At 41.3% G+C, this 25,364-nt stretch carries 27 protein-coding genes, 2 pseudogenes and 1 other annotated feature; of the genes and pseudogenes, 7 read left to right on the top strand and 22 right to left on the bottom strand.

Annotated features, from left to right (window positions below):
- Positions 1 to 199 precede the first annotated feature (199 nt).
- Positions 200 to 1,351: an L-threonine dehydrogenase gene (gene yiaY / locus ABR397_RS03560; protein WP_350304506.1), complete on the top strand. Its 1,152-nt coding sequence runs from the start codon at positions 200 to 202 to the stop codon at positions 1,349 to 1,351.
- A gap of 53 nt (positions 1,352 to 1,404) precedes the next feature.
- Here yiaY and ABR397_RS03555 read toward each other — a convergent pair whose 3' ends face one another.
- From ABR397_RS03555 to hisL, 11 genes and pseudogenes are all read right to left on the bottom strand, one after another.
- A complete protein-coding gene (locus tag ABR397_RS03555; RefSeq protein WP_350304566.1) occupies positions 1,405 to 1,578 on the bottom strand; it encodes a hypothetical protein in 174 nt (57 codons plus the stop codon).
- Positions 1,569 to 1,829 (bottom strand): annotated as a pseudogene (locus tag ABR397_RS03550) (hypothetical protein); the annotation flags it as partial. The gene ABR397_RS03555 and the pseudogene ABR397_RS03550, both read right to left, overlap by 10 nt.
- 42 nt (positions 1,830 to 1,871) lie before the next feature.
- Entirely contained in the window at positions 1,872 to 2,477 is a 606-nt protein-coding gene (gene hisIE, locus ABR397_RS03545; protein WP_350304505.1) for a bifunctional phosphoribosyl-AMP cyclohydrolase/phosphoribosyl-ATP diphosphatase HisIE, read from the bottom strand.
- Positions 2,471 to 3,247: an imidazole glycerol phosphate synthase subunit HisF gene (gene hisF / locus ABR397_RS03540; protein ID WP_350304504.1), complete on the bottom strand. Its 777-nt coding sequence runs from the start codon at positions 3,245 to 3,247 to the stop codon at positions 2,471 to 2,473. Before hisF ends, hisIE begins: the two co-directional genes overlap by 7 nt.
- On the bottom strand, positions 3,229 to 3,966 hold the full coding sequence (hisA, locus tag ABR397_RS03535) for a 1-(5-phosphoribosyl)-5-[(5-phosphoribosylamino)methylideneamino]imidazole-4-carboxamide isomerase (RefSeq protein WP_350304503.1): 738 nt from the start codon (positions 3,964 to 3,966) through the stop codon (positions 3,229 to 3,231). The genes hisF and hisA overlap by 19 nt, the downstream gene beginning before the upstream one ends.
- Positions 3,967 to 3,971: 5 nt before the next feature.
- Entirely contained in the window at positions 3,972 to 4,586 is a 615-nt protein-coding gene (gene hisH, locus ABR397_RS03530) for an imidazole glycerol phosphate synthase subunit HisH (RefSeq protein ID WP_350304502.1), read from the bottom strand.
- On the bottom strand, positions 4,586 to 5,653 hold the full coding sequence (gene hisB / locus ABR397_RS03525; protein ID WP_350304501.1) for a bifunctional histidinol-phosphatase/imidazoleglycerol-phosphate dehydratase HisB: 1,068 nt from the start codon (positions 5,651 to 5,653) through the stop codon (positions 4,586 to 4,588). Before hisB ends, hisH begins: the two co-directional genes overlap by 1 nt.
- The gene (gene hisC / locus ABR397_RS03520; protein WP_350304500.1) at positions 5,653 to 6,756 is read right to left on the bottom strand and encodes a histidinol-phosphate transaminase; all 1,104 of its coding nucleotides are present in this window, start codon (positions 6,754 to 6,756) and stop codon (positions 5,653 to 5,655) included. The genes hisB and hisC overlap by 1 nt, the downstream gene beginning before the upstream one ends.
- Before the next feature lie 2 nt (positions 6,757 to 6,758).
- Positions 6,759 to 8,075: a histidinol dehydrogenase gene (gene hisD / locus ABR397_RS03515; RefSeq protein ID WP_350304499.1), complete on the bottom strand. Its 1,317-nt coding sequence runs from the start codon at positions 8,073 to 8,075 to the stop codon at positions 6,759 to 6,761.
- A gap of 5 nt (positions 8,076 to 8,080) precedes the next feature.
- The gene (hisG, locus tag ABR397_RS03510) at positions 8,081 to 8,980 is read right to left on the bottom strand and encodes an ATP phosphoribosyltransferase (RefSeq protein WP_350304498.1); all 900 of its coding nucleotides are present in this window, start codon (positions 8,978 to 8,980) and stop codon (positions 8,081 to 8,083) included.
- A 26-nt stretch (positions 8,981 to 9,006) separates the two neighbouring features.
- Positions 9,007 to 9,130 (bottom strand) — a sequence feature (His leader region).
- Positions 9,106 to 9,153 carry a his operon leader peptide gene (gene hisL / locus ABR397_RS03505; RefSeq protein WP_152552705.1) on the bottom strand — a complete coding sequence of 16 codons (48 nt, stop codon included), beginning with the start codon at positions 9,151 to 9,153 and terminating at the stop codon, positions 9,106 to 9,108. (Overlaps the previous feature by 25 nt.)
- A gap of 290 nt (positions 9,154 to 9,443) precedes the next feature.
- Between hisL and ABR397_RS03500 the strand changes: the two genes are divergently transcribed.
- Positions 9,444 to 10,271, top strand: a complete 828-nt coding sequence (locus ABR397_RS03500) for an SDR family oxidoreductase (protein WP_350304497.1) — start codon at positions 9,444 to 9,446, stop codon at positions 10,269 to 10,271.
- Positions 10,272 to 10,366: 95 nt separating this feature from the next.
- Here ABR397_RS03500 and ABR397_RS03495 read toward each other — a convergent pair.
- A pseudogene (locus tag ABR397_RS03495) lies at positions 10,367 to 10,545 on the bottom strand (glutathione S-transferase); the annotation flags it as partial.
- 172 nt (positions 10,546 to 10,717) lie between these two features.
- On the opposite strand from ABR397_RS03495, the gene ABR397_RS03490 reads away from it, so the two are divergent.
- Positions 10,718 to 11,902 (top strand): serine hydrolase, encoded by a 1,185-nt coding sequence (locus tag ABR397_RS03490; protein WP_407072853.1) that lies wholly within the window; start codon positions 10,718 to 10,720, stop codon positions 11,900 to 11,902.
- A 104-nt stretch (positions 11,903 to 12,006) separates the two neighbouring features.
- Here ABR397_RS03490 and ABR397_RS03485 read toward each other — a convergent pair whose 3' ends face one another.
- The 3 genes from ABR397_RS03485 to ABR397_RS03475 all read right to left on the bottom strand — a co-directional run bounded on the left by ABR397_RS03485 (position 12,007) and on the right by ABR397_RS03475 (position 14,340).
- Entirely contained in the window at positions 12,007 to 12,216 is a 210-nt protein-coding gene (locus tag ABR397_RS03485; RefSeq protein WP_350304495.1) for a hypothetical protein, read from the bottom strand.
- 563 nt (positions 12,217 to 12,779) lie between these two features.
- On the bottom strand, positions 12,780 to 13,109 hold the full coding sequence (locus ABR397_RS03480; RefSeq protein WP_350304494.1) for a hypothetical protein: 330 nt from the start codon (positions 13,107 to 13,109) through the stop codon (positions 12,780 to 12,782).
- 916 nt (positions 13,110 to 14,025) lie between these two features.
- The gene (locus ABR397_RS03475; protein WP_350304493.1) at positions 14,026 to 14,340 is read right to left on the bottom strand and encodes a Cro/Cl family transcriptional regulator; all 315 of its coding nucleotides are present in this window, start codon (positions 14,338 to 14,340) and stop codon (positions 14,026 to 14,028) included.
- Positions 14,341 to 15,244: 904 nt separating this feature from the next.
- Here ABR397_RS03475 and ABR397_RS03470 point away from each other — a divergent pair.
- Positions 15,245 to 16,066 (top strand): hypothetical protein, encoded by an 822-nt coding sequence (locus tag ABR397_RS03470; RefSeq protein ID WP_350304492.1) that lies wholly within the window; start codon positions 15,245 to 15,247, stop codon positions 16,064 to 16,066.
- 107 nt (positions 16,067 to 16,173) lie between these two features.
- Here ABR397_RS03470 and ABR397_RS03465 read toward each other — a convergent pair whose 3' ends face one another.
- The 3 genes from ABR397_RS03465 to ABR397_RS03455 all read right to left on the bottom strand — a co-directional run bounded on the left by ABR397_RS03465 (position 16,174) and on the right by ABR397_RS03455 (position 19,837).
- A complete protein-coding gene (locus ABR397_RS03465) occupies positions 16,174 to 17,472 on the bottom strand; it encodes an HAAAP family serine/threonine permease (protein ID WP_350304491.1) in 1,299 nt (432 codons plus the stop codon).
- A gap of 954 nt (positions 17,473 to 18,426) precedes the next feature.
- The gene (gene ybjG, locus ABR397_RS03460; protein WP_350304490.1) at positions 18,427 to 19,035 is read right to left on the bottom strand and encodes an undecaprenyl-diphosphate phosphatase; all 609 of its coding nucleotides are present in this window, start codon (positions 19,033 to 19,035) and stop codon (positions 18,427 to 18,429) included.
- 541 nt (positions 19,036 to 19,576) lie between these two features.
- Positions 19,577 to 19,837, bottom strand: a complete 261-nt coding sequence (locus tag ABR397_RS03455) for a GrxA family glutaredoxin (protein WP_011145878.1) — start codon at positions 19,835 to 19,837, stop codon at positions 19,577 to 19,579.
- Between the two features lie 238 nt (positions 19,838 to 20,075).
- Here ABR397_RS03455 and ABR397_RS03450 point away from each other — a divergent pair, with 238 nt between their 5' ends.
- The 3 genes from ABR397_RS03450 to rlmC all read left to right on the top strand — a co-directional run bounded on the left by ABR397_RS03450 (position 20,076) and on the right by rlmC (position 22,170).
- The gene (locus tag ABR397_RS03450) at positions 20,076 to 20,414 is read left to right on the top strand and encodes a YbjC family protein (protein WP_231398196.1); all 339 of its coding nucleotides are present in this window, start codon (positions 20,076 to 20,078) and stop codon (positions 20,412 to 20,414) included.
- A gap of 85 nt (positions 20,415 to 20,499) precedes the next feature.
- A complete protein-coding gene (locus tag ABR397_RS03445; RefSeq protein WP_350304489.1) occupies positions 20,500 to 21,012 on the top strand; it encodes a type III secretion system chaperone family protein in 513 nt (170 codons plus the stop codon).
- A 24-nt stretch (positions 21,013 to 21,036) separates the two neighbouring features.
- On the top strand, positions 21,037 to 22,170 hold the full coding sequence (gene rlmC, locus ABR397_RS03440; protein ID WP_350304488.1) for a 23S rRNA (uracil(747)-C(5))-methyltransferase RlmC: 1,134 nt from the start codon (positions 21,037 to 21,039) through the stop codon (positions 22,168 to 22,170).
- A gap of 63 nt (positions 22,171 to 22,233) precedes the next feature.
- Here the strand turns inward: rlmC and artM are convergent, their stop codons facing one another.
- Genes artM through artP form a run of 4 tightly spaced genes read right to left on the bottom strand, consistent with a single transcriptional unit; the run spans position 22,234 to position 25,113 of the window.
- A complete protein-coding gene (artM, locus tag ABR397_RS03435) occupies positions 22,234 to 22,902 on the bottom strand; it encodes an arginine ABC transporter permease ArtM (RefSeq protein ID WP_350304487.1) in 669 nt (222 codons plus the stop codon).
- Entirely contained in the window at positions 22,902 to 23,618 is a 717-nt protein-coding gene (gene artQ / locus ABR397_RS03430; RefSeq protein ID WP_350304486.1) for an arginine ABC transporter permease ArtQ, read from the bottom strand. The genes artM and artQ overlap by 1 nt, the downstream gene beginning before the upstream one ends.
- 13 nt (positions 23,619 to 23,631) lie before the next feature.
- On the bottom strand, positions 23,632 to 24,366 hold the full coding sequence (artJ, locus tag ABR397_RS03425; protein ID WP_350304485.1) for an arginine ABC transporter substrate-binding protein: 735 nt from the start codon (positions 24,364 to 24,366) through the stop codon (positions 23,632 to 23,634).
- 18 nt (positions 24,367 to 24,384) lie between these two features.
- A complete protein-coding gene (gene artP, locus ABR397_RS03420; protein WP_350304484.1) occupies positions 24,385 to 25,113 on the bottom strand; it encodes an arginine ABC transporter ATP-binding protein ArtP in 729 nt (242 codons plus the stop codon).
- Between the last annotated feature and the right edge of the window lie 251 nt (positions 25,114 to 25,364).

Below are 25,364 nucleotides of genomic sequence, written 5' to 3'. Positions count from 1 at the left end.
TATTATATTTATATTAAGACATATTACCAACCAGAAAGATTATAAAGTTGGCATTTGAATGGATATCATCTGATTCTATCGAGGTATATATTTATATTTTTTAAGTTATACGACTTAAATAGAGCTATTATTTATATTTGTTGCAAGAGGATTTTTTATATTTTCATATTAAAACTATTTTAATATTAAGGACTTGCTGATGATAACAACGAAATTTTTTATGCCATTGGTCAATATGATAGGTGTGGGCTGTTTAGTTGAAGCGGTAAATTCGATGAAAGATTATGGTTATAAGCAAGCATTTATTGTAACTGACCATGTTTTAAATGAAATTGGAATAGTAGCAAAAGTTCAATCTTTGCTGGCAGATGTAGGTATTGAGAGTGTGGTCTACGATGGCACACATCCAAATCCGACGACGGTTAACGTTTCTGAAGGTCTGGATATTCTGCGTCAGTATAACAGCGATTGTATTATTTCTTTAGGTGGTGGTTCACCACATGATTGCGCAAAGGCCATCATGTTAGTAGCAGCTAACGGTGGAAATATCCGGGATTACGTAGGTACTGATCGTTCATTTAAGCCACATTTGCCATTAATTTCTATTAATACTACTGCGGGTACCGCATCTGAAATGACGCGTTTTTGTGTCATTACGGATGTGGAGCACCACGTGAAGATGGTTATTGCGGATAAAAATATCATACCTGTGTTGTCCGTAAACGATCCGGAATTGATGGTGGGAATGCCGAAAGGTTTAACCGCAGCGACGGGAATGGATGCTATGACTCATGCGATTGAATCCTATGTTTCTGTAAGCGCTAATCCAATAACAGATACCTGTGCGTTGAAAGCGATCACGCTGATTAGCCAATCTCTGCGCCACGCAGTAGAAGATGGAAGTAACATAAAAGCCCGTGAGAACATGGCTTATGCGCAATTTTTGGCAGGTATGGCATTTAATAGTGCACTGCTTGGATATGTTCATGCAATGTCTCACCAATTGGGTGGTTCCTACGATTTACCACACGGCGTATGTAACGCTGTTTTATTGCCGCACGTTCAGGAATTCAACGCCAAAGTATCTGCTGGTCGTTTGAAAGACGTTGCGGCAGCAATGGGGGTAGATGTAAGAGCCATGAACGATCAGCAGGGGGCGGCGGCGTGTATTGCTGAAATTCGTAAGTTGTCAAAAGATATTGGCATTCCGGCGGGTTTGGCTGAATTGAATGTCAAACTAGAAGATTTGCCAATGATGGCAACGAATGCCCTGAAAGATATCTGTTGTTTGACTAATCCAGCTCAGGCCAGCCATGAAGAAATTGTTGCAATTTTCAAAGCTGCTATGTGATCTGGTTGATCCATAGATAACAGTGGAATGTCCTGTTTTTTCTCCTGGGTATCTCAATTACCCTGTTTTTTAAACAAAGTCATTGAGATACCCAGATGAGAAACAGTCAGTTCATCACCATTAGTAAAAGTAAAACCGACCCGTTGTGATTTTAGCCGGGAAAAGTAATCCAAGTTTCTATATTCTCTCCGTTCATGATGAGGCAGTGGATAATCCGTTATTCCCACATATTTTTTCCTTCCCGTATCAGATGCCATACGGTTGTGCCTGACTCCGCGTCCTGAACATCAAAAGCAATGGCACCCTGAGCAAAGAAATACTGCTTGCCAGGGATGCTGTCTGTTCGCCAGAATCCGCTGACCAGAGCCGGATGGCCTCCTTTCAACGGGGTCACATGCAGAGGTCCACGGTCATAACGGGCATACCAAGCCAGTGTGGAAATCGTAGTAAAATGACCGGCGCCATAAAAATGCAGTGAACGGCGGCATCAGTTTTCATACCAACCGCCACGTCAATTGTTTCATCTTTCCCGTAGTTGGCGAATAACACAACTGAGATCCAGATTTTGGTCTTGGAGAAGAACCATCAGGTGATACATCAGGTCTGCCGCTTCATTCGTTAGCTCTTCTCTGTTATTAACCGTAGCCGCCAAAGCGGTTTCTACACCTTCTTCACCGACTTTCTGGGCGATTCGTTTGGTACCGCTGGCATATAATTTTGCGGTGTATGAATGGTCAGGGTCCGCTGTTTTACGACCAGCCAGCAATTTTTCAAGCTGGTAGAGAAACCCCCACTCAGTTTGGGCCGGAGTAAAGCAGCTGTTTGTACCAAAATGGCAGGTGGGGCCGTTCGGGTCAACGAGGGCTAACAGGGCATCACTGTCACAATCAGGATAGATACTGACCAAATTAAGAAAATGGCCGGAGCTTTCACCTTTGGTCCACAGACGCTGTTTGCTACGGGAAAAGAAAGTGATTTTGCCTGAATTGATCGTGGTATTAAGTGCTTCTTTATTCATATAGCCCATCATGAGGACATCACCGGATACCGCATGTTGTACGATAACCGGCATCATATAAGCGACTTTTTCCCAATCCAGTTTTTCGATTTGTTGTTCGGTCAGCAAGTTCTTATCTCCACGTTTTGTTGTGCAAAGTACTGTTTTAGTTCACCAATATTAATAATACGTTTATGGAATACTGATGCGGCTAGTGCGCCATCGACGTTTGCCTGTTTAAAGGCGTCAAGGAAATGTTCTGGTGTCCCGGCGCCGCCGGAGGCAATGAGAGGGACATGACAGACATCGCGTACCTGTTTTAGTTGCGTCAGATCGTAGCCATTACGGACACCATCCTGGTTCATCATATTCAGTACGATTTCACCCGCGCCGCAGTGCTGTACTTCTTTTACCCAATCGAGGGTTTGCCATTGAGTCGCTGTTGTCCGTTTTTCATTCCCGGTAAACTGATAAACTTGATAGCAGCCAGTGCTTTCATCAAACCAGCTATCAATCCCTACGACGATGCATTGAACGCCATAACGATCTGCCAAACGTGTAATTAAAGTTGGGTCAGCAAGTGCAGGGGAGTTGATGGAGATTTTATCTGCCCCAAATGAAAGGATTTTCCCCGCATCTTCGACGGTTTTAATGCCACCGGCGACGCAGAAAGGGATATCAATCACCTCTGCCACTCTGGCTACCCAACTTTTGTCTACCACCCGCCCATCAGATGAGGCGGTAATATCGTAGAAAACCAGCTCGTCGGCGCCTTCTTTTGCATAGCGTTGAGCCAGTGGAACAATATCGCCGATGATTTCGTGGTTACGAAACTGAACACCTTTAACCACTTGCCCATCACGAACATCAAGACAAGGAATTATGCGTTTTGCCAGCATTGAATTGCCTCCGTTAGTGTAAATTTCCCGTCGAGTAATGCACGACCAATAATAACTCCGGCTACACCGCTGGCAGGCAGAGAGGTGATATCATTTAACGTGCCAATACCACCTGAAGCCTGAAACGCAATTTGCGGATAGCATTGGCAAATTTCCCGATAGAGTTCGATGTTCGAGCCATTCAGCGTGCCATCGCGGGAGATGTCGGTACACAGGACATATTTCAGTCCCAAAGGCAGATATTGTTCAACAACCTGTTCCAGCGTGACAGCTGAATTCTCCTGCCAGCCATTGATAGCAACCTGTTTTATACCTGCGTCATTGATGCGTATATCCAGTGCCAGCACAATGTTTTCTGCACCATAACGCTCAAACCATTGCATAACTAATGCCGGTTGTTTTATGGCGGTAGAACCAATGACAACCCGATTGGCGCCGGCATCAAGCAATGTTTTTACATCTTCTTCTGTACGAATGCCGCCGCCAACCTGAACAGGCACAGAAACAGCTGAAAGTAACTTTCGCAGTAAAGGAGTTTGGCGGGCTGATGGATCTTTAGCTCCAGTCAGATCGACCAGATGGAGTAGTTTTGCTCCCTGTTGAGCATATTGCTGAAAATGGGACAGAGGATCATATTGATAATCCCGCTGTTGATCATAATTTCCCTGATGTAACCTTACGATCTGGCCATCAATCAAATCTAGTGCCGGTATAATCATTGCGCTTACATCTCCAGAAAATTCTTTAATAGCCTGGCTCCAGCGGCACCGGAACGTTCAGGGTGAAACTGCACGCCAAAGAAGTTATCTTTGGCGATTGCACTGCTGAAAGTATTGCCATATTCAGTTTGAGCGATTGTGTATGTATTCACTGGGATCGCGTAACTATGGACGAAATAAAAATGGCTATTGTCTTTAATGCTGCGGAACAGAGGGTGCCCGGCTTCTGGCAGAACCTGATTCCAGCCCATATGAGGCAACGGAAGCCCATTGGTAGCCATTTTTTTGACCGGTGAGTCAATAAACTCAAGCAGAGTGACATCATCACCTGTATCACCTGTGACATGATCGCCTTCTTCGCTGGTGGCGGCGAATAATTGCATGCCAAGACAAATACCTAACACAGGTTGGTTCAGTACTTTAATTAACGGGATAAGTTCCCGTTGTTTCAGTTGATCCATTGCTGCACTGGCCGTGCCGACGCCAGGCAGAAGTAATTTATCTGCGGTCAGGATCGTTGCTGGATCCAGACTGATTTCAGGCTTATAACCTAATTTTTGGATAGCATAAGCGACTGATGACAGGTTAGCGCAGCCAGTATCAAGAATGACGACTTTCATCATAGGACCCCTTTGGAACTTGGCAATGTATCGCCTTCTATTCGAATCGCCTGACGCAGTGTCCGGCCAAAGACTTTGAACAAGCTTTCCGCTCTGTGGTGATCATTGCTGCCTTTCGTTTCTAGGTGCAGTGTGCAGGCCATTGCATAAGAGAGTGAGCGGAAGAAATGCTCAACCATTTCGGTACTCAGATCACCCACTCGCTGGTATTTGAACTCAGCTTTATATTCAAGGTGGGGGCGACCAGAGATGTCCAGAGCACAGCGGGCAAGGCATTCATCCATTGGCAACACAAAACCGAAGCGGCAGATGCCCCGTTTATTTCCCAGAGCCAGCTTTAACGCTTCGCCGAGAGCCAGACCGGTATCCTCAACAGTGTGGTGATCATCAATACAGAGGTCGCCTTTAACTTGGATATGCATACGGAAGCCACCGTGGGTAGCAATCTGATCCAGCATATGGTCGAAGAATCCGACGCCGGTATTGATTTTGCTGCCACCTTCATGATCGAGCCAAACGTCAATCTTGATAGAGGTCTCTTTTGTCACTCGTTGAACGTGAGCATGACGATATTTACGGGTTAGTTGTTCACTTATGGTTCGCCAGCCAAGGTTTTCCGGATGGTAACGTAACCCCTTAATTCCCATATTTTCAGCTAGTTGCAGATCTGTTTCTCGGTCACCAATAACATAGCTGTTAGTCGTGTCCATCAAGCCTTCGGCCAGATATTTTTCCACCAATTTTATTTTTGGCTTACGGCAATTACAGTTATCTTCTGGCTTGTGTGGGCAAATTAAAACTTCATCAAAGCGGATCCCTTGAGAATTAAAAATCTGCATCATCAGGTTGTGTGGTGGTTCAAACTGTTCCAATGGAAAGCTATTTGTACCAAGGCCATCCTGATTAGTGATCATAATCAGCTTGAAACCTGATTTTTGCAGAGCAAGCAGAGCAGGAATAACATCAGCTTCCAATGCCAGTTTGTCCAGGCGATCAACCTGAAAATCTATTAATGGTTCAGTGATCAGCGTGCCATCCCGGTCAATAAAAAGGTGTTTCTGGTTCATCAGCGTGTTGTTTCCTTTTGTTGTTTATTTTTAGTGGAAAGGGTGCTGATGGCTGCAACCACCTGTTCACATTCTTTACGGGTGCCTATGGTGATCCGCAGGCAACCATCCAATTCAGGCTGTTTGCGCTGGTCGCGCAGAATAATGCCCTGATGCCATAATGTTCTGAAAACGGTTTCGGCATCATAGAATTTCACCAGTGTGTAGTTGGTTTCACTGGGGAATACTTTTTCAACGATGGCCAATTTATTCAGAGCTTGCTGCAAGTAGTCGCGGTTCTCCCTGATTTCAATGACCCGTTTTTGCATAACGGCGATGCCTTCTGCTGTCAGTGCCTGTGCTGCAATATTCGCAACAGGAGTGGAAAGCGGGTAAGGCGCAATGACTTTTAACAACAGAGTGATGATATCCACAGAGGCGAGAGTAAATCCACAGCGCAAACCCGCTAAAGCAAAAGCTTTCGAGAGGGTTCGCAAAATGACTAAATTCGGATAGTTTTTTAGCCAGCTTGCGATACTATTTTCCGGGCAGAACTCAATATAGGCTTCATCAATAGTGACAATTGCGCGATTGGCTGCCAGTTCCAGAACTTTACGTAGTGCATCAGGGTTGATCGAGTTCCCTGTTGGATTGTTAGGGCTACAGATATAGATAAGCTTTACCCGGTCGAGGTTATTTTCGATTGCTTTGATATCCAGTTGCCAATTTTTCAGTGCGGCAATTTTCTTTTGTTCGACACCGAAAGCTTCTGCGCTGACACTGTACATACCATAAGTCGGAGGGCAGAACAGCACTGCATCTTGTCCAGGTTCACAAAATACACGGATCAGCAGCTCAATGGATTCATCTGCGCCACGACAGGCCAGTACTTGATCAGGTTGTAAACCGGCATAGGTTGCATAACGGCAGATTACTGATGCAGGCTGGCAGTCAGGATAACGGTTCAGTGTCTGCCCGGTGAGTTGTAACTCAGGGGCCAGTGGGTATTCATTGGCATTCAACCAAACATCGCCATTGCCGCCGAGGCGACGGGCAGACATATAAGGTATTAATTTGCGGACATTTTCGCGTGCCAACAGATTGGCATCAAAAACGTTATTCATGTTTACTCCTTATCTGCAATATTCAGTGCAGCCACGCGTAAAGTGACGGCGTTTTTGTGAGCAGTCAATTGTTCTGCCTGCGCTAGTGTTTCAATGGTCTGAGATAAGTCCAGCAGCCCTTGCGGAGTGAGTTGCTGAATCGTCATACGCTTCAGGAAATCAGCCAGACCAAGGCTGGAATAAGTTGAGGTGTAGCCATAGGTTGGTAAGACATGATTGGTTCCTGAGGCGTAATCTCCCGCAGATTCTGGCGACCAGTCACCAAGGAAAACTGAGCCGGCACTGGTGATTTTTTCAACAAGATGTTCTGGTTGACAAGTTTGAATAATCAGGTGTTCAGGGCCATAGCGGTTACTGATTTCTACACACTGTTGCAGGTTTTTGGTCACAATAATGCGGCTGTGTTCCAGTGCCTTGGCGGCAATCTGTTTGCGGGAGAGCAGGGTAAGCTGTTTTTCGATTTCCGCTATAACTTTTTTGGCTAGATTCTCATTAGGCGTGACCAATATGACTTGTGAATCCGGTCCGTGTTCTGCTTGTGAGAGTAAATCTGCGGCAGCAAATACAGGGTTTGCACTCTCATCGGCAATAATAAGCACTTCCGATGGTCCGGCAGGCATATCAATAGCGGCACCGTCCATTCGCTGGCTAATTTGTCTTTTAGCTTCAGTGACATAAGTGTTACCAGGGCCAAAAACCTTATCTATTTTGGGTATGGATTCTGTTCCGAATGCCATAGCGGCAATGGCCTGTGCTCCGCCAATCTGGAATATTTCCGTAATTCCGCACAGTTTGGCTGCATAGAGAATTTCATCGGCAATAGGTGGCGGAGAACAAAGTACCACTTTACGGCAACCCGCTATTTTGGCAGGCGTTCCGAGCATCAAAACGGTAGAAGGTAATGGCGCGGAACCTCCGGGGATATACAACCCGACAGAATCAATGGGTCGTGTTATTTGTCGGCAATGGACTCCAGGCTGAGTTTCCACTTTAATCTCCACAGGTTTCTGAGCTTCGTGGAAAACGCGGATATTATTCATTGCTTGCTGCATCGCCTGTTTAATTTCATTATTCAGGCGGTTCTCTGCGGCTTCTATCTCTTCCGGCGAGATACGGATATTTTTAATAGTGATTTTGTCGAAATGTTGGCTGAGTTCCCGCAGAGTGCTATCACCATCAGCTTTAACTGCATTCAGAATTTTTTCCACTGTGCGGGAAATTTCTTCTGAAGCCGCAACAGCAGGGCGTGTCAGCAAAGCGCTTTGCTGTTCAGCATGACATTCCTGCCAACGAATCAAGGTTTCGAAACGGGTAGTCATCTTGTTTACTCCATCATTTTTTCAATCGGCAAAACTAAAATGGAACTGGCGCCAAGGGATTTAAGTTTCTCCATCGTTTCCCAAAACAGGGTTTCACTGCTCACCATATGCATAGCAACGCGGTTCTGATCACCTGCCAGCGGTAGGATAGTCGGACGTTCTGCCCCTGGTAGCAGAGAAATCACTTCTTCGAGTCTTTCATTTGGTGCATGCAACATGATGTACTTGGATTCACGGGCCTGAATCACTCCTTGAATGCGGCTCATTAACTTATCTATTAATTGCTGTTTTTCGGCGGGCATTTCGCCATCACGTTGGATCAGACAGGCTTTTGAACGGTAGATAACTTCCACTTCCCGCAGGCCATTTGCTTCCAGAGTTGCACCGGTTGAAACCAGATCACAGATGGCGTCTGCCAAACCGGCCCGGGGGGCAACTTCTACTGAGCCATTTAGCAGACAGGATTTAAAGTGGATTTTTTTCTGATCAAGATAACGTTTTAGCAGGTGAGGGTAAGAGGTAGCGATACGGGCATCTTGCAGACATTCGACGCCGGTATAGTTGTAATCCAGAGGTGCTGCCAGTGAAAGACGACAAGTGCCGAAATCAAGACGGCGTAAAGTGAAATAACGTGGATCTTCTCCCTGAGCACGGCGATTTAGCAGCTCTTCTTCCAGCACATTTTCACCAATAATGCCCAGATCAACGACGCCATCTATAACCAGTCCTGGGATATCGTCATCACGTACCCGCAGGATATCAATTGGCATATTCTCCGCGAATGCAATCAGACGTTGTTGTTGCAGATTGATTTTAATCCCACAGAGGGCCAGTAACTCTCGTGAATCTTCGCTTAATCGGCCTGATTTTTGCATCGCTATACGTAAACGTGATTTATCTAACATTTTTATCCCTATTTAAAATCGGAAACATAAAAAAACCCTCGGAAGAATTCTTCCGAGGGTTTTGTATTGCATTCATGCCACCGGAAGACCGTTAAACGTCTTCCAGCACACAGCAGCCTGAAAGACTAATCAGGATGATGGTGATGATGATGGTTGAATTGAATGCGAATCATAATGGGCTTCTCTTTTTTACATTGACTATTTCTAGTATTTACCATTTGCTGCTGGTTGCTTTGATTGGCAACCCACAGTGATTAAATTTTTTGCTTGCTATTCAACCTATACGATTTGGCAGGCTAAAAGCAATCAATTTTTTTAACAATAAATTTATATTACAATAATATCTTGTTTTTACTTGAAATATTGTTTGCTATAAGAAAAGTACAGGATTAATAATAACAGTGGCTTAATGTTCAGATTGTCAGCATAATCAAAGTAATATCAGGCATAAAAAGGGGTGATGATGAAAAAAATTTCCATTATCGGTCTGGGTTGGTTGGGAATGCCATTAGCCAAAGCATTGAGCCGTAGCGGTATGCAGGTTGTTGGCAGTAAAACGACGCCAGATGGTGTAGACGCAGCGCGTATGTCTGGTATCGAATGTTATTTGTTACAACTGGAACCCCAAATTAATTGTGCGTTTGATGATTTGGAACAGTTGATGGTCGCTGATGTGCTGATTATCACTTTACCGGCAAGCCACACGGTGGGTGGTAGTCATAACTATGTTAAGGCAGTTCAGTTAATTGTCGATACGGCTCTATCATATTCTGTACCAAGGATTATTTTCACCAGTTCTACTTCCGTTTATGGTTTTATTGCCGGTAACCTGAATGAAGATGCTCCTTTTTGCCCTGAAACACCTTCAGCTCAGGCATTGGTTGAATTAGAGAATTGGTTGCACAAACTGCCAAATATTTCCGTTGATATTTTACGTTTGGCTGGGCTGGTGGGGAGTGGTCGTCATGCCGGGCGTTTTCTGGCGGGGAAAAAGGAAGTCAAAGGCGGGGGCCAGCTGGTAAATCTGGTTCATCAGGATGATGTTATTTCAGCCATTAGTCTGTTAATTCAGAGGACTGAGGGGGGGCATATTTATAATTTATGTGCGCCTGTTCATCCAACCAAAGTTGAGTTTTACCCTAAAGCGAGCAATCAGCTTGATTTAATTCCACCTGAGTTTGCCAGAGAAGGAACTCAGGTGAAGAGTCGGATTATTGATGGCAGCCGTATTTGTAGACAGTTAGGGTTTGAGTATCAATACCCAGATCCCAGATGGATGCCAATGAGCTGATTTTTATTAATTTAATTCAATCATGACAATTTCTTTGAACGCGGGTCTTGCTGCCATCCGCTGGTACCAGCGTTCAATATTTGGCAAAGATGGAGTGAACTGACCCAATCCATCCATTTATCTGCATTCGCTCTTTCTTGTAGATCTTGCGGGTCATCCAGTTTGCCAAATTTACCGCCAACATCTATCTGGTTATACGGCACATTCAGCTCTTTCAGGCACCAGAGCACTTTTTTACATTGGAAGAGTTTTTACGGCCCCAAACGGTCAACATGGGTTTCTCCTTAAATCAGGGTGATTAGACGGCCACTTAAATTAAAATCAATGGTCAGAACAATCTTTGCACTATTACATTGGTTTCTTGTCATACAACATCTTATATTAATAGAAATCTGACATTTTTCTTGTAAGTAAAAGGGAGAAGGGTGATGAAGAACAGTTTGGCTATGACGATGAAGTGTGTTACTGCGGTGCTGTCAGCTATATTAGTCGTAAATACCAGTGCTTATGCGTCGGATGAACCTGTCGTTCCTTCGGTGGAGGCTAAAGCTTATGTGTTGATGGATTATGATAGCGGTAAAATTTTGGCTTCTGGTAATTCTGATGAGCCGCTTGATCCAGCCAGTCTGACAAAAATTATGACCAGCTATGTGGTTGGTCAGGCGATAAAAGCCGGAAAAATCACACCGGAAGATTGGGTTACGGTCGGAAAGGATGCCTGGGCAACGGGTAACCCGATACTGAAAGGTTCTTCTCTGATGTTTCTTAAACCCGGTGACAGGGTAAAAGTGATCGACCTGAATCGCGGTGTTGTTATTCAGTCTGGTAATGATGCCAGCATTGCTTTAGCTGATCATGTGGCAGGTAGTCAGGACGCATTTGTTAGTCTGATGAATAATTATGCAAAAGCGCTTGGGTTGACTAATACCTATTTTCGTACTGTTCATGGATTGGATGCTGAAGGTCAATTCAGTACCGCTCGTGATATGGCGGTATTGAGTCAGGCCATGATCCGTGATGTTCCTGATGAATACGCCCTTCATAAAGAGAAAGAGTTCACCTTTAATAACATTCGACAGCCTAATCGTAACCGATTGCTGTGGAATAAAAATATGAATGTGGATGGTGTGAAAACAGGCTATACCAGCGGCGCCGGCCATAATTTGGTTGCTTCAGCGACAGAGGGGCCAATGAGGCTTATTTCCGTTGTGCTGGGCGCGCCAAGCGATCGGGTTCGTTTCGCTGAAAGCGAAAAATTACTCTTGTGGGGATTTCGTTTTTATGAAACGGTGACACCAATTAAAGCCAGTGAACCGTTTGTTTCAGAAAAGGTTTGGTATGGTGATCGGTCAGATGTTGCTCTTGGTGTGGAAAAAGACGCAGCAATCACGATTCCCCGTGGTCAGTTGAAAAATCTGAAAGCCAGTTATACGTTGAATCAAACACCATTGGAAGCACCTTTGACAAAAAACCAGGTTGTTGGTGTTATTAATTTCCAATTAGGTGATAAAGTTATTGAGCAGCGGCCTTTAGTTGTTAAAGACGTTGTTGAGAAAGGAGGGTTTTTCAGTCGTATTTGGGATTTGATTGTCATGAAAGTTAGCGGTTGGTTTAATGCTATTTTTGGTTGATTTAATTTAAGTATTTAATTTTTTTGGGAGGATGAGTTCGAACGCCAACATGCAGCAGATATATTCTTCCTGGCTCAGGGCGCGGCATTTTTGTCGCGCACGTTTTACATATATTTGTCTTTTTCCAGAGAACAATCCCCGCTGCTTTTTACGGCAGAACCGTTATACCGGCCTTTGAATAATAAAACGCCGTTAGGTTTATCTTTCCAGTAAACCCATAAATTCAGCGGTTTATTTTCACCTTCAGTATCTTTTTCAAAGACCGTGACATTTTTGCCAAACACATATTCCATCATAGAAATGATCTGTTGCATAACCTGAAGATGTTTTTTTAATGTGTTGATTTTCTTTTGACATATAATCACCTATTATGTGAATCTACCGGTAATAAATAAAAGGAAAATAGATATTCATGCGCTAAAAATAGTAGTAAGCGTTATTGATATTTGTCAAGAGAACAGCTTTAAATTGTTTTTTTATTATTTTGTAGATAGTATTAGATGTGAAATTAATTATTAATAAATTAAAACATCTGAGTTGTAAAATATAACTAATGAAATTAATTTAATATACTATTGTTAACGTAATTAAACATATTGTAATTTATTTTTGATTTGTTATCGTTTTTATTTCACATAATATTTAAATTAAGTTAATGTTGAGCTAAGAATTAAAATTAGTATTGTTGTAAATAAATAATTCCAGAACAGGCGGAACTTTGAAATTCCGGTTCTGCCTGGAGAAAGGAGTATTTGGTAACAAGCTTCTTTTGGCTTTGAATAAATATAAACCTTATTCTACAAAAGAAATACTGCGCCAAATATTATTGTAACAATATCGTATTTGACGCAGCCATCTAGTGGCTTATAACTTGATATTAAGCCAGTAATGTTGCGTTGTAGATATAATTGTAACCACCAGGAGAAACAACTGATGAAGAGGTTATATTTACACGTTTGTTACTGCTGCAAGCGTTCAGAAGAAGGTGGTACAGTGCTGCGCCTTTGTAGTCTTGAGTATTCCACCATAAGATGTAGTTAAATTTACCGTTAGGGAATTGCATAGTCACAGTAATCTGCAATTGGTTTTGATCTGGTGCTGCTTGAACTGAAGTTACGGTACCAACAGCGAAATAGTAATTAGGAGCTTGCTCAATTTTATTTTCTGTTGCCACTTCACCAGTTGCAGAAGGATGTGCAAAGTTCATTGTATTAATCCTATAGTTTAATGTAGTTGAAAAGTAAATTCTTATTACTCAAATGTACAGACCAATAATTTGGCCGCCGAAGAAATATAAGGTAATTGGTAATTGTAATCTATATTAAAAGTTTATCCGTGTTATATAATTATTGATGCTGCTAAAATTTCACCAATAATATATTTCCTCTAAAGGGTTAGAGTTATAATAATCAAAGGGATAACGATAATCAAAAAATAATATTGATATTTATTTATGTCTTTTTGAAAGGATAAAATTAACAATTAATTTATATGTGATGCTATTGGTATGGGATATTATTGTTAATAAATCATGTGTGTTGGAAGTAATCTGATGAATATATAATTGTAAAATTTGGAATTAATTCATGGGAATGTATTTTAGTTTTAATAGTATTAATGCATATTATTTCTGTTAATAATCACAATGTAAAAGTATTTTTTGTATAATTATATTTAGGAATGAAATGTTAACGAGCATAAAAATTAAAATATTATTCTATGTTGTTTTCGAAGCTTGAGTTGAAGTGTTTATTATTTTACAGGTGGTTTTTAACGGATTTTGTTTTGTTGGAAAATTAAAGTTTGAGTGATTGTTATTTCTAATGTTCTATTCGGTAAATATATAGTCAGGTAAATTAATATTGAATTTTTTATAAATTTCTATTTCTCTATTAAATGGCACTAAATGTAATAATGGCAGGCAGAACGTTGATATTACGTTCTGCCTTAAGTTTGATAGAATGAGCTTTTGTAAAATCGGCATCATTTTAACTGAAAAATGTTGTGCTAAATACCCTATTGCAACAGTATTGTATTTTACAATTCATTAAATTGCTTTAATCAGATCGATTTTCTATTAGGAATTATTATTTAGCCCAAACATTTAACAACAAGTGATTATTTTACATAGAGATTTCTACGCAATTAATATAATCGCAGCCGAGAGGTCCGACTTTTCCTACAGTTCCTATCTTCACATCTTTCTTAGCGCAAAGAGCTTCCATAAGAACTTTATAAATAGCCATGCCTCTATTATCCATAAGATTCCATTTCAACAGCATTTCTTCAGATACACCATCATGGAGTAATACTGTTATCATAACTTGCATAGCTTTGTCTGGCATAACTCTCATGCAAATGATTTTACAGCTACGTAAGAGCATATCGTCTACCATATCTTTATCTTTAATTAAAGAAGGATGCATGTCGTTAATCATAATATAAACTCCAAAATATAATATAATTGATAAATTAACTTATATTGTCCCAAAGTAAAGAATAGAAAAATATTCTCTTGAGAAATATAAGGTGGTTGGTACCTCTACTATAAAGCAATCTACATAAGAAATTTTTTTAGCACTAAAAATATAGGACAGTTAATGGTTTTAATTGGCATATAACATTTTGTCTAACACATATAACTATAGGTGCCATTTGGATGTTGTCAAATAAATTTTGAAAAATAATGTAATCACCTGATATATGGGGTAATTTTTTTAAAAAAATAGAAAATAGATTGTCAATATGAGAAATATAAGACAATTGTAATTTTATATATTTTGTATAATTAGATGAAATTAAAATATTATTGATAATGTATTTGTTTTTGAATGATTAGTTTGATAATTAAAAATGTAAATTATATTTCTAATAATAGTGAATAAATATGGTTGCTTTATTTGTTTGAAATTTATACAAATATTAATGCGAATGAGATGCTGTATATGTTTCTTACGAAAAATCTTTTTCTTTGTGAATTACTCATCTATTATTTAAAAAACTAATTAATGCAGAAAATAGAGATACGGTTAACTATTTCAATATTAAGACTAAACAATGTTATGACGATTCTTATATTTATCAAGTAATTAATATTCTTAAAAAGGAAATAATTATAACTCATCAGTTTTTAAATAGGGATATGGATTGCTTGTTTTTGGTGGAAAATCAATACATTTATTTAACACTTTGGGCGTAACACATTTTGGGATAAGTAAGAACAATACAGAGCAGGAGGTTGTAAATTGAAATGATAATATAGTTAACCCTTTGTTAGTAAAATAATTATCGTTTTTTTAATGGGTGTATGTGCCCACTATTTTGTGATAAAAAGGTGGTTATATGTCATATCTTGATCCGATGGAGCTTTCTATTCGCTTCGGAAATCGTAATAATTTAGGTGCTGATAAGCGATGGACAGACAAACCCGATCCTCTCCGTACTCTTAATCAAGAGCAATTTACTTACATTTATGAGGATAGTCTGCACTTTCTTTACGGTCGATATAGATTCAATTCAAGTAATGGACACGACAATATTTTGACGGATATGCAGGTGTCGAAAATCAAGACGGGAAAATATATTGATCAGTATGGTCACGATGAACAGTATGAGGTTGTTGGTCTCCTTGGCGGCATGGGAACGTTTCCTTTGCATTCAATATTCGGTACATTCAGAACAGAAGAAATAGATCTGGTCAGTTACTATTTTTATATAGCATATGTATTGACGGGGAGTTATTCAGTTCAAAATCGTTATTTTTACCAAGGTTATCCAATGGGGCCTAATAAAGATGAGGGGTTGGATTATCTTCTTTCATGGAATGCGGTTGACATTATTCCACCACCGCATAAACCTGGTTTACCGCAATATTTCCCTTTGATTAATGGTTATATTCTCTTCCCTTCAGCGACTGAGGCCGTAGTCATCTCGAATATTCCCACTGGCGCCAAGTTTATCCATTTGGAGGAAACCGGAAATAGATTTCCTTTTATTGGAGAAATTATCACTAGAACACCTTATATCTTAACAGATAAGTTGCGGCAACAATGGGAAGAGGAACAACAACAAGGGGTGCCGATAGAAGAGCGTGGACATTTCGACGAAGATGATCTGTGGCAATACGACGAACAAAAAGGAGACTGGGTGAAGTGGGAAGTGTAGTTTAAATTTTTCTGCTTACTGACTCAGGTGTTTTGATATTGAGAGTCAGTAGGCTGATGTCATTATTCGGTTGCTGCCCGCAGAAGAGGGCAGCAACCGGGCGTTAATTATGCAAATAGCGAGTAAAGGACGGCGGAGATAGCAACCAGCCCTAGGAAGACGATAAATACGTTACTCAGTTTGCCGCTATATTTGCGCATAGCAGGTACTTTACGGATTGCATACATTGGCATAATGAACAGCAGCATTGCGATAATCGGACCACCCAATCTTTCGATCATTTCCAGGATACTTGGGTTCAGGGTAGCGACTATCCATGTGGTCACTAACATGAAAATGGATGTGATACGATTCAGCTTTTTAGGCTCAATAGTTTTGCCCTGGTCGCGTAGTGTCTTAACAACCATACCGTTAAAACCTTCACGAGCCCCCAGATAATGGCCAAGGAAAGATTTAGTAATTGCGATAAATGCAATAAACGGAGCAATGTAGGCAATCACTGGTGTATTAAAGTGGTTCGCCAGATAAGACAGAATAGAAATATTTTGTGCTTTAGCTTCTGCCAGGTTCTCTGGAGACAGACTCAATACGCAACTGAATACGAAGAACATGACGGTTATAACCATCATGATGTGAGCGTATGACAGAATGCGCGAGCATTTTCTCTCTGCGTTCTCACCATACTCTTCACGTTTTGCTACCGCGAATGCAGAGATGATTGGTGAGTGGTTAAAGGAGAACACCATGACTGGAATCGCCAGCCACAGAGTAATCAGCAGCCCATGGCTTGCACTCGAAGCAGAAACGGTGATGTTTTCGAAAATGGCGGTGTTCCAGTTAGGGATCAAGTAAAACGCTAGTAGCATCAAAACTGCAACAAATGGGAATACCAGTACGCTCATTGCCTTAACGATAGCTTGTTCACCAAAACGAACGATGCTCATTATGCCAACAATCAAGATCAGAGCCAGAAGGGCGCGAGGTGGAGAGGGCAGATGCAGTTGATGAACAATAAAGCTGTCTACGGTGTTGGTAATAGCAACACTGTAAACCAGCAGAATCGGATAGATAGCGAAGAAGTAGAGCAGGGTGATCAGTTTACCTGCCAGGCTGCCAAAGTGTTCTTCTACCACTTCGGTAATATCTTCACCTGGATTCTTACCGGACAGAACGAAACGGCACATTCCACGGTGAGCAAAGAATGTCATTGGGAAAGCCAGCAGTGTCATCACCAGCAGGGGCAGCAGACCGCCAATACCTGCGTTGATGGGTAGAAACAGCACACCAGCACCAATTGCGGTACCATATAAGCCAAGCATCCATACTGTATCTGATTTACGCCAGGTTTTATAATCGCTTGGGCTGGTAGCCGGGGAAGCGATCGTACCTGTTTGAGTCATATCCATAGTTATCTCCGAGAATAACGCGGTAAATTAAAAAACAAAACTACAATGCCGCATGCATGTAAATGCGTGTGGTCTAACTCTTTCTTTATAAGTATAAATTCTTTAAATATCTCTGGTTTTTATTACCACATTAACATCTTGGTCGAAAATTAGACTTTAAATTAGTCAGCCAGAATTTTCGCTTTACTTTCTCTTTTGAAAGAAAGTTTGGGAATTTTAAAGCTAAAATTTTGATTTCGGCAAGATAGCGATTTTTAGTGAATAGTACCGTGATCATCGTCTCAAATGCGTAATATATCCCGAAAAGTCATCATGTTACGAAATTTAGTGTAATTGTTACCTGAATATTGCCAATTTTAATAAGGTCAAATTATAACCTCAATTTATCTATTACTCAACTCTCATTATTCTCTTATGTTTTTGCTATTTCCTATCTTGTGTTTACATATTAATGAATGCAAGCGATAAAGAGAAGTAAGAGTTAATAAATTGATAAATATCAATTTGTTACCAGATATGAAAATATGTATATCTTGTGCGATGTTTGTATCTTTGTGAAAAATATATATAAAATAAGAATATCAAATTGATAGTATCAATAATATGCATGAAATATGTACTATTCATTCTTCGATTAGGTTTTAATAATCTCTTTCGTTATATATTTATTTGCATAGTGATTTGTACAGGTTTTCTTGATTTATGAAAAAAGTTGAGCTGAATTTAAAAGCAAATAAATGTTAAATAGAATGTGGGATATTATCCTGTTGTTTAACTAATGTTCATCTTTTGCGTGTGAAATTACCCAGCAATTTCTAATAAAAAGATCTTGACTAAGACGGAGTTTGCTTATCTAAGATGATTAAGTTGCATGTATCTTGTCTGTTGAAAACACTGTGCTGGCATAAATACCCGCATTTTTGTGAGTCCGGATTATTGGCAGTGTATGTATTGCTAGCTTTTTATCCAACCTTTCCGGATAGGAAACGAGCAGCAGCGCTGATACAGGTTGTGTAATCTTTTTTGCAAATTTTCGCCGAACAGAGTCCATACCATTTGTGTAAAAGCACAGCTCATCAGGCTGACGAGAAATGCCCCGACCATATCCATCGGCCAATGAACGCCTAAATAGACTCTGGCCCATGCGATAACCAGTGCGGCTGCCATCAAGTACAAACCGGGTAAGATTCTGTGCCAGAACAGAAAGGATAAAGCGAAAGTGAAGACAGTTGTTCCATGATTACTTGGGAATGAGGTTGTTGGCGCGTGGGGAAGAAAATTGTAACCAAAACCTTCGGCGAAAGGGCGGTCGTGAGGGCAGAGTAAACCGATACAGAATGAGGCTAGTATAGCAAAACAGAAAGCCATGGCGGTTTTACTGACGATAATCCGATGACGGGGGAGAGCGCGTTCTGAACCCCAAAACCAGAAACCAGCCAATGTCAGAGGGAAAATAAGAACCAGGTATTTCGCAATGAAAATAGCCATTGCAATCATGACAGGTGATGATTCAGGCGTAGCATTGAAAAAAGTAAACAGATTGTGGTTTATTTGCTCTAACAAATCAGGCCTCACATATGGTCATTTATTTTGTATATCACGACAGCTCAGTGTAAGAGGGTAAAATTGCTTGGCTTGTGAGTAAAGAATAATTGTCTTGATTATGGATGTTATTTATTTTTGGTTTATATTTCCATCAAAAAAATATCTGGTGGTAATGAGGGTAAAAAAATAAACAACCTATTGATATGTATAATAGTATTTTCTGGTTTAGCCCTGTGTTAGTACTCATCTCTGATAGCTTGAGCGTTAGTAGCATCGGTGATGTGTTGATAAAAGTCATATTCTTCAGGTAATAAAAAAACCCGATAGTCTTGAACCAAAGTGGATGAACTATCGGGTTCCTCAATATGGGGATATCAAAGAAAAGCAGTGGCATTAAGTCAGACTACGATTTGGCAAGAAAGTTCTTCGTGATTAAGAAAAAAATGCAGATTTTTTTTCGGTTTGATGAAAATAACATTTTTTGCACAAATCAATCGGGTCAACAGTTATAATAACCACCCGCTATTTTTACGGTAACAAAGTAGAGCGTGAGGTTTGTTTATTGCAACAGTTGGTGTTCTTTTACATACGCTTCGAAATCTGTGCAGCCACCGATATGTTTTTCATCAACGAAAATCTGTGGAACAGTTTCTACGGGCTTGCCGACTGTTTTTTCCAGATCGGCTTTAGTGATGCCTTCTGCGTGAATATCGACATAACGGAAGTCAAAGTCATCACGCTGTTCTTTCAGGCGTTCAGCCAACTCTTTCGCGCGGACACAGTACGGGCAGCCAGGACGGCCGAAAATCACAGTAAACATATAAACTCCTCTTGGTTATCTTAAGATATACCCTTCATCTTTCAAGTTGCTGCTTTGTTGGCTGCGTTCACTTGCCGCCGCGCTGCAACTATGAAATCTATTGGGTATAGTACTATTTGCTGTATTGCTCATGTTCATTTATCGCTACTATGCCTGCATAGATCGGCAAAAAAAAGCAGGAATTGCCTTTTGTTTTAATTAATCATACCGATTTTGGCAGCGGGCTTTCGGTAGTATAATGCAAACCATATTATCAGCGAGGGTGCAAATGCAGGGTCATAAAGACGGTATGAGTTCATTGGCAGATATGCCGAAGCAGGTTATCCTGCTGGAAATTATCGGCATCGGGTGGTTGATACTGGCATATTTGACTATTAATGATATTGTTATCTTAACGGATCTGCTAATGACGTCGGAAGCGCATATTGTTATGATTTTCGCTGGTATTGGTTGTTTGGTTCCTGCTGCGGTCAATATTGTCTGGCGTGCAGTATACGGCCTCTCTTTTCTGGGAATCGATGATAAAAAAGAGAGTAAAAATAAGGCAAAAGCGAGCGATAACGGTAAAGAAAAATAATTTATCGGCTATTGGTGATAGCGCGATAAAGAATTATTTCGTAAGCTATAGCGCTTTTTCATTTTCCGTTGTATGGGGTTGTTAGATGGGTTCACTTGTCATTCCTGACTTATCAGTATTGCGTGAGTGGTTGGATCAGCTCAAAATTTCCTACTTTGAGTGCGATTCGTGCCAAGCATTGCATCTACCTCATATGCAGAATATTGATGGTTTATTCGATGCTAAAATTGATCTGTTGGACAATGTAATTTTGTTCTCTGCTTTGGCTGAGGTGAAGCCAACAGCAATTATTCCTCTGATGGCTAATTTAAGCCAAATTAACTCCAGTTCGCTGACGATTAAGGCTTTTCTTGATATTCAGGATGAAAACTTACCGAAGTTAGTGGTATGTCAATCTTTCCTTGTTTCAGCCGGGCTGACTTTTTCCCAATTTTCTCATTTTTTGCAGCAGAGCGAAGAGCAGATTGCGGGCGTGGTTTTTGAAATTCACAGTAATAACTTGTTGTATATTAACCGTGATATCGAAATCGAGGGTGATATTGAAGAGGAAGAAGAGTCACAGGCTTCCGTTAAAGCACCGACTTTTACTTTACACTAGTATTTCCAACACGGTCATTCAACAATGCAATGTACGCAGTACTCCGCAGGGCATTGTCACTCCTGTCAGTGGCTTGAAAAACCCTATTTTCAGCAGTTAGAAGATAAGCAGCAGAATTTAAAACAGTTATTGTGCCAAACCATTGTGAATCAATGGTTGCTTCCGATTGCCAGTCAACAAAACGCCTTTCGTAATAAAGCTAAAATGGTTGTCAGTGGCAGTGTAGAGCGTCCATTGCTGGGCATGTTGCATCGCGATGGGGTTGCCGTTGATCTGTGTAATTGTCCTCTCTATCCGGCGCATTTTCAGCCTGTATTTGATGTCGTTAAATCTTTCATTGCTTGTGCTGGCTTGACGCCATATAACGTTGCCCGTAAACGGGGTGAGCTGAAATACCTGTTACTGACAGAAAGTCGTCATAGCGGTGAAATGATGCTGCGTTTTGTACTGCGCTCTGAAATGAAAATTGCTCAATTGGCACGTGCTTTGCCCCGGTTGCGGGAGCAATTGCCGCAGCTTACGGTTATTTCTGCCAATATTCAACCAATCCATATGGCGATCTTGGAAGGTGAAAAGGAGATCCTGTTTACTGAGCAAAAAGCACTAAAAGAAGCATTTAATGGCGTTCCTCTTTATATTCGTCCACGCAGTTTTTTCCAGACTAACCCGGAAATTGCTTCTGAGTTGTATGCGACGGCAGGGCGCTGGGTTCGTGAATTGAAAATCAGCAGTATGTGGGATCTGTTCTGTGGCGTTGGTGGTTTTGGCCTTCATTGTGCGGATGAAAATACCCGTTTAACTGGAATTGAAATCAGCCCTGAGGCGATTGATTGTGCTGCTGATTCGGCCAAAACATTGGGTTTGAAAAACATCGAGTTCAAGGCTTTGGATTCAACGCATTTTGCCGTAGCAAAGGATCATATTCCTCAATTGGTTCTGGTCAATCCACCTCGTCGGGGAATTGGTAAAGAGTTGTGTGATTATCTCAGTAGAATGGCGCCGGATTATATTCTTTATTCAAGCTGTAATGCTCAGACGATGGCGAAGGATATCACTGCGTTGGTCAATTACCATGTGGAAAAAACACAGTTGTTCGATATGTTCCCTCATACTGAGCATTACGAAGTTTTGACGTTATTGGTGTTAAATCAAAACTGAATGATAGGTGTGACTGGGATGGGGTTCCGGTAGGAACTCCCTATCCCTTTTCATGACGCCCGTTTAATTACGATGCTCAAAAGCCAGCGCTCGGCGTTCAATCATCCGCATCAGCAAAGTCAGGATGCCGTTAACACACAGGTAAATCACACCTGCGGCAACAAAAACCATCACATCATAATTACGGCCAAACAGAAGCTGACTGTATCCCATTACCTCCAGCAAAGTTATCGTACTTGCAAGAGAAGTACTCTTGAAAATCAATACAACTTCGTTGGAATAGGAAGACAACGCCCGTTTGAAGGCATATGGCAGTAAGATCCGCATGGATTGTGCTTTAGACATTCCCAACGCTTGGCAGGATTGCCATTGACCCAAGGGAATGGCTTTTACTGCGCCATAGAACAGCAGGGTAGAATATGCCGCGCTGTTAAGCGCCAGTGTTACCATTGCACACAGCCAGGGTTGAGACAGTAAATGCCAAAGCCACGGATACTCTTTTAAAGATGGAAACTGCCCAGGCCCGTAATAAACCAGAAAGAACTGCACCAGCAAAGGGGTGCCGGTGAACAGAGTAATGTAGGTTTTTACCAGCTGTGTCAGTACCGGCAATTTGATGGTCAGAACCATAGTGAACAGCACGGACATCATGAAAGCGGTAAAAAGAGCCGCAGCGGTCAGACTCAGACTGGTTTGCAGCCCTGACAGAATTTGTTGAATATACTCAAGCATCAGGAAGCACTCCGATCAAAGCGTGTGGTATGCATCTCAATTTTCTTCAGAATAAACTGACTTATCAGGGTGATAGCCAGATAGATAAGCGCCACAATCATATACCAGGTAAAGGGTTCCTGAGTCCGTGTCGCAATACTTTTGGTTTGCAGCATCAGATCATTAACACTGATAAGCGATACCAATGCGGTGTCTTTCAGTAAAACCAGCCATTGGTTACCGAGCCCTGGCAGAGCATGTCGCCACATCTGAGGCATGATCAGGCGGAAAAATATTTCAGTGCGGCCGAGACCTAATGCCTGACCCGCTTCCCATTGGCCGGCAGGAATGGCTTTTATCGCGCCACGAAGTGTTTGGGATGCATAGGCAGAGTAGAGCAGGGAAAGCGCAATGACACCACAAAGGAATGGACTGACATAAAAATCCTGAATATCTATCTGAATTCTGGGATGCCAGAAAATAAGATAAATATCAAAGCCATCAGCCAGTGTCATCAGTAGTTGTGATGCGCCGAAGTAGACGAAAAGTACAACTAAAATTTCCGGCAATCCCCGGAACAGGGTAACCCAGCAGGTGCCAAGTATGGCAAAAGGTTTCCAGCGCGCTGATTCCCAGGCAGCAAATAGCATTGCTAAAATCAGCCCAAGCGCTAACGCAGAAACGGCAAGGCCGACGGTGATGCCGGCGGCGCTTGCTAGAGATTGAAATTCATTCATTGAGATTCAGTTATTATTCAAACCATTTTTTATAGATGATGTCATAAGTGCCATCTCGTTTGATATCAGCCAGTGCTTTGTTCAGTTTATCCTGTAGCTCTTTGTTGCCTTTACGCACCGCAATCCCTAAACCGATACCAAAGTAATTCTTGTCAGTGATTTTGTTACCCACGGTACTTAAGTTTTCATTTTTTTTCAGCCATTCGTTGACAACGGCAGTGTCACCGAAAACGGCATCCAGACGGCCATTTTTCAGATCCAGAATGGCATTTTGATAGCTGTCATAAGGAACGGTTTTAATCTCTTTTTGTTGTTCCATCAGGTACTTTTGGTGAGTTGTACCATTCTGGATACCCACTTGTTTACCTTTCAGTTCAGCGATGCTGGAAACCTTGCCTTTAACTGCGATAAATGTCGCTGAGTTATCGTAATAAGTGTTAGTAAAATCAACCTGTTTCTGGCGTTCAGGGGTGATATCCATACCTGTGGCTAAAGCGTCGAAGCGACGGAATTTCAGACTTGGGATCAGGCTGTCAAATGATTGGTTAGTGAAAGTACATGTTGCATTAATTTGCTCACAGATAGCATTGGCCAGATCGATATCAAAACCCTGAATTTTATTATTTGCATCAATGAATTCAAACGGAGGATAAGTGGCTTCCGTAGCAAAACGAAGGGTTTGTTTTTCCGTGGCGGTTGCAGATAAAGTAACGGTACCCAAGAGGGCGGCAAGGAGTAATTTTTTCATCGCTATATCCTGTAGTAGTTAGTGTGACAGATAATTAGCAAAGGCTTTGGTTTGTGGTTGAGTAAATTGGCTGATATCACCTTGTTCTATAATGCGGCCGTTTTCCATATAGACGACATGACTCGCGGCTTTACGGGCGATTTCTACTTCATGGGTAACGATAATCTGTGTAATACCTGTTGCGGACAATTCATGGATAATATTCACCACTTGGGCGGTGATTTCCGGGTCCAGTGCTGCCGTTGGTTCATCAAATAATAAAACTTGTGGTTCCATCATCAATGCCCGTGCAATAGCGACCCGCTGTTGTTGTCCACCGGATAAATGTTGTGGAAAACGACTGGCAAAATCCTCCAGACGCAAACGGGAAAGTAGCTTATCCGCCTTTTCCTGAGCTTGCTGTTTGGATAAACCGAGCACACGACAAGGTGCTTCGATCAGGTTATCCATAACAGTGAGGTGTGGCCATAAGTTATATTGCTGAAAAACCATACCGACATTCTGGCGCAGAGAACGAATCTCCTTTATTCCTGGTGTTTGTGCAAAATCGAATTGATGATTAGCAACAGTCAACCGGCCGGATCGCGGTATTTCCAGTAGGTTTAATACCCGCAACAACGTGCTTTTACCTGCGCCGCTTGGCCCCAGCAAAACCATCGTTTCCCCTGAAGAACACTTAAGATTAATATCAAACAGCGCCTGATGTGCGCCGTAATAGCAATCAATGCTTTTTAATTGAATACTCATGCTTTAATTCTGAATAGTCAGTGATTTATTCCGATGCTAAACCCGTTGGCATAATTATGCAATATCTTACGCATAGAATATTATTAATCGATATTTCAATTATATGTCTGATTAACCTGTTCTATCCGCGTTTTGTATAATTCGTTAACAAAAGCTTACTTATACGTTTCCATAAGGCGGAAGATGAATAAAGTACAACTGTATAATGAATAATTATTGCTGACTTCTTAACAATCAAGCGCTCAGATTAT

This window comes from Photorhabdus viridis (genome assembly GCF_040256935.1).
Taxonomy (GTDB): domain Bacteria; phylum Pseudomonadota; class Gammaproteobacteria; order Enterobacterales; family Enterobacteriaceae; genus Photorhabdus; species Photorhabdus viridis.
Note: the sequence above shows the minus strand (reverse complement) of the source record. Positions and strands in the feature narration are given on the sequence as shown.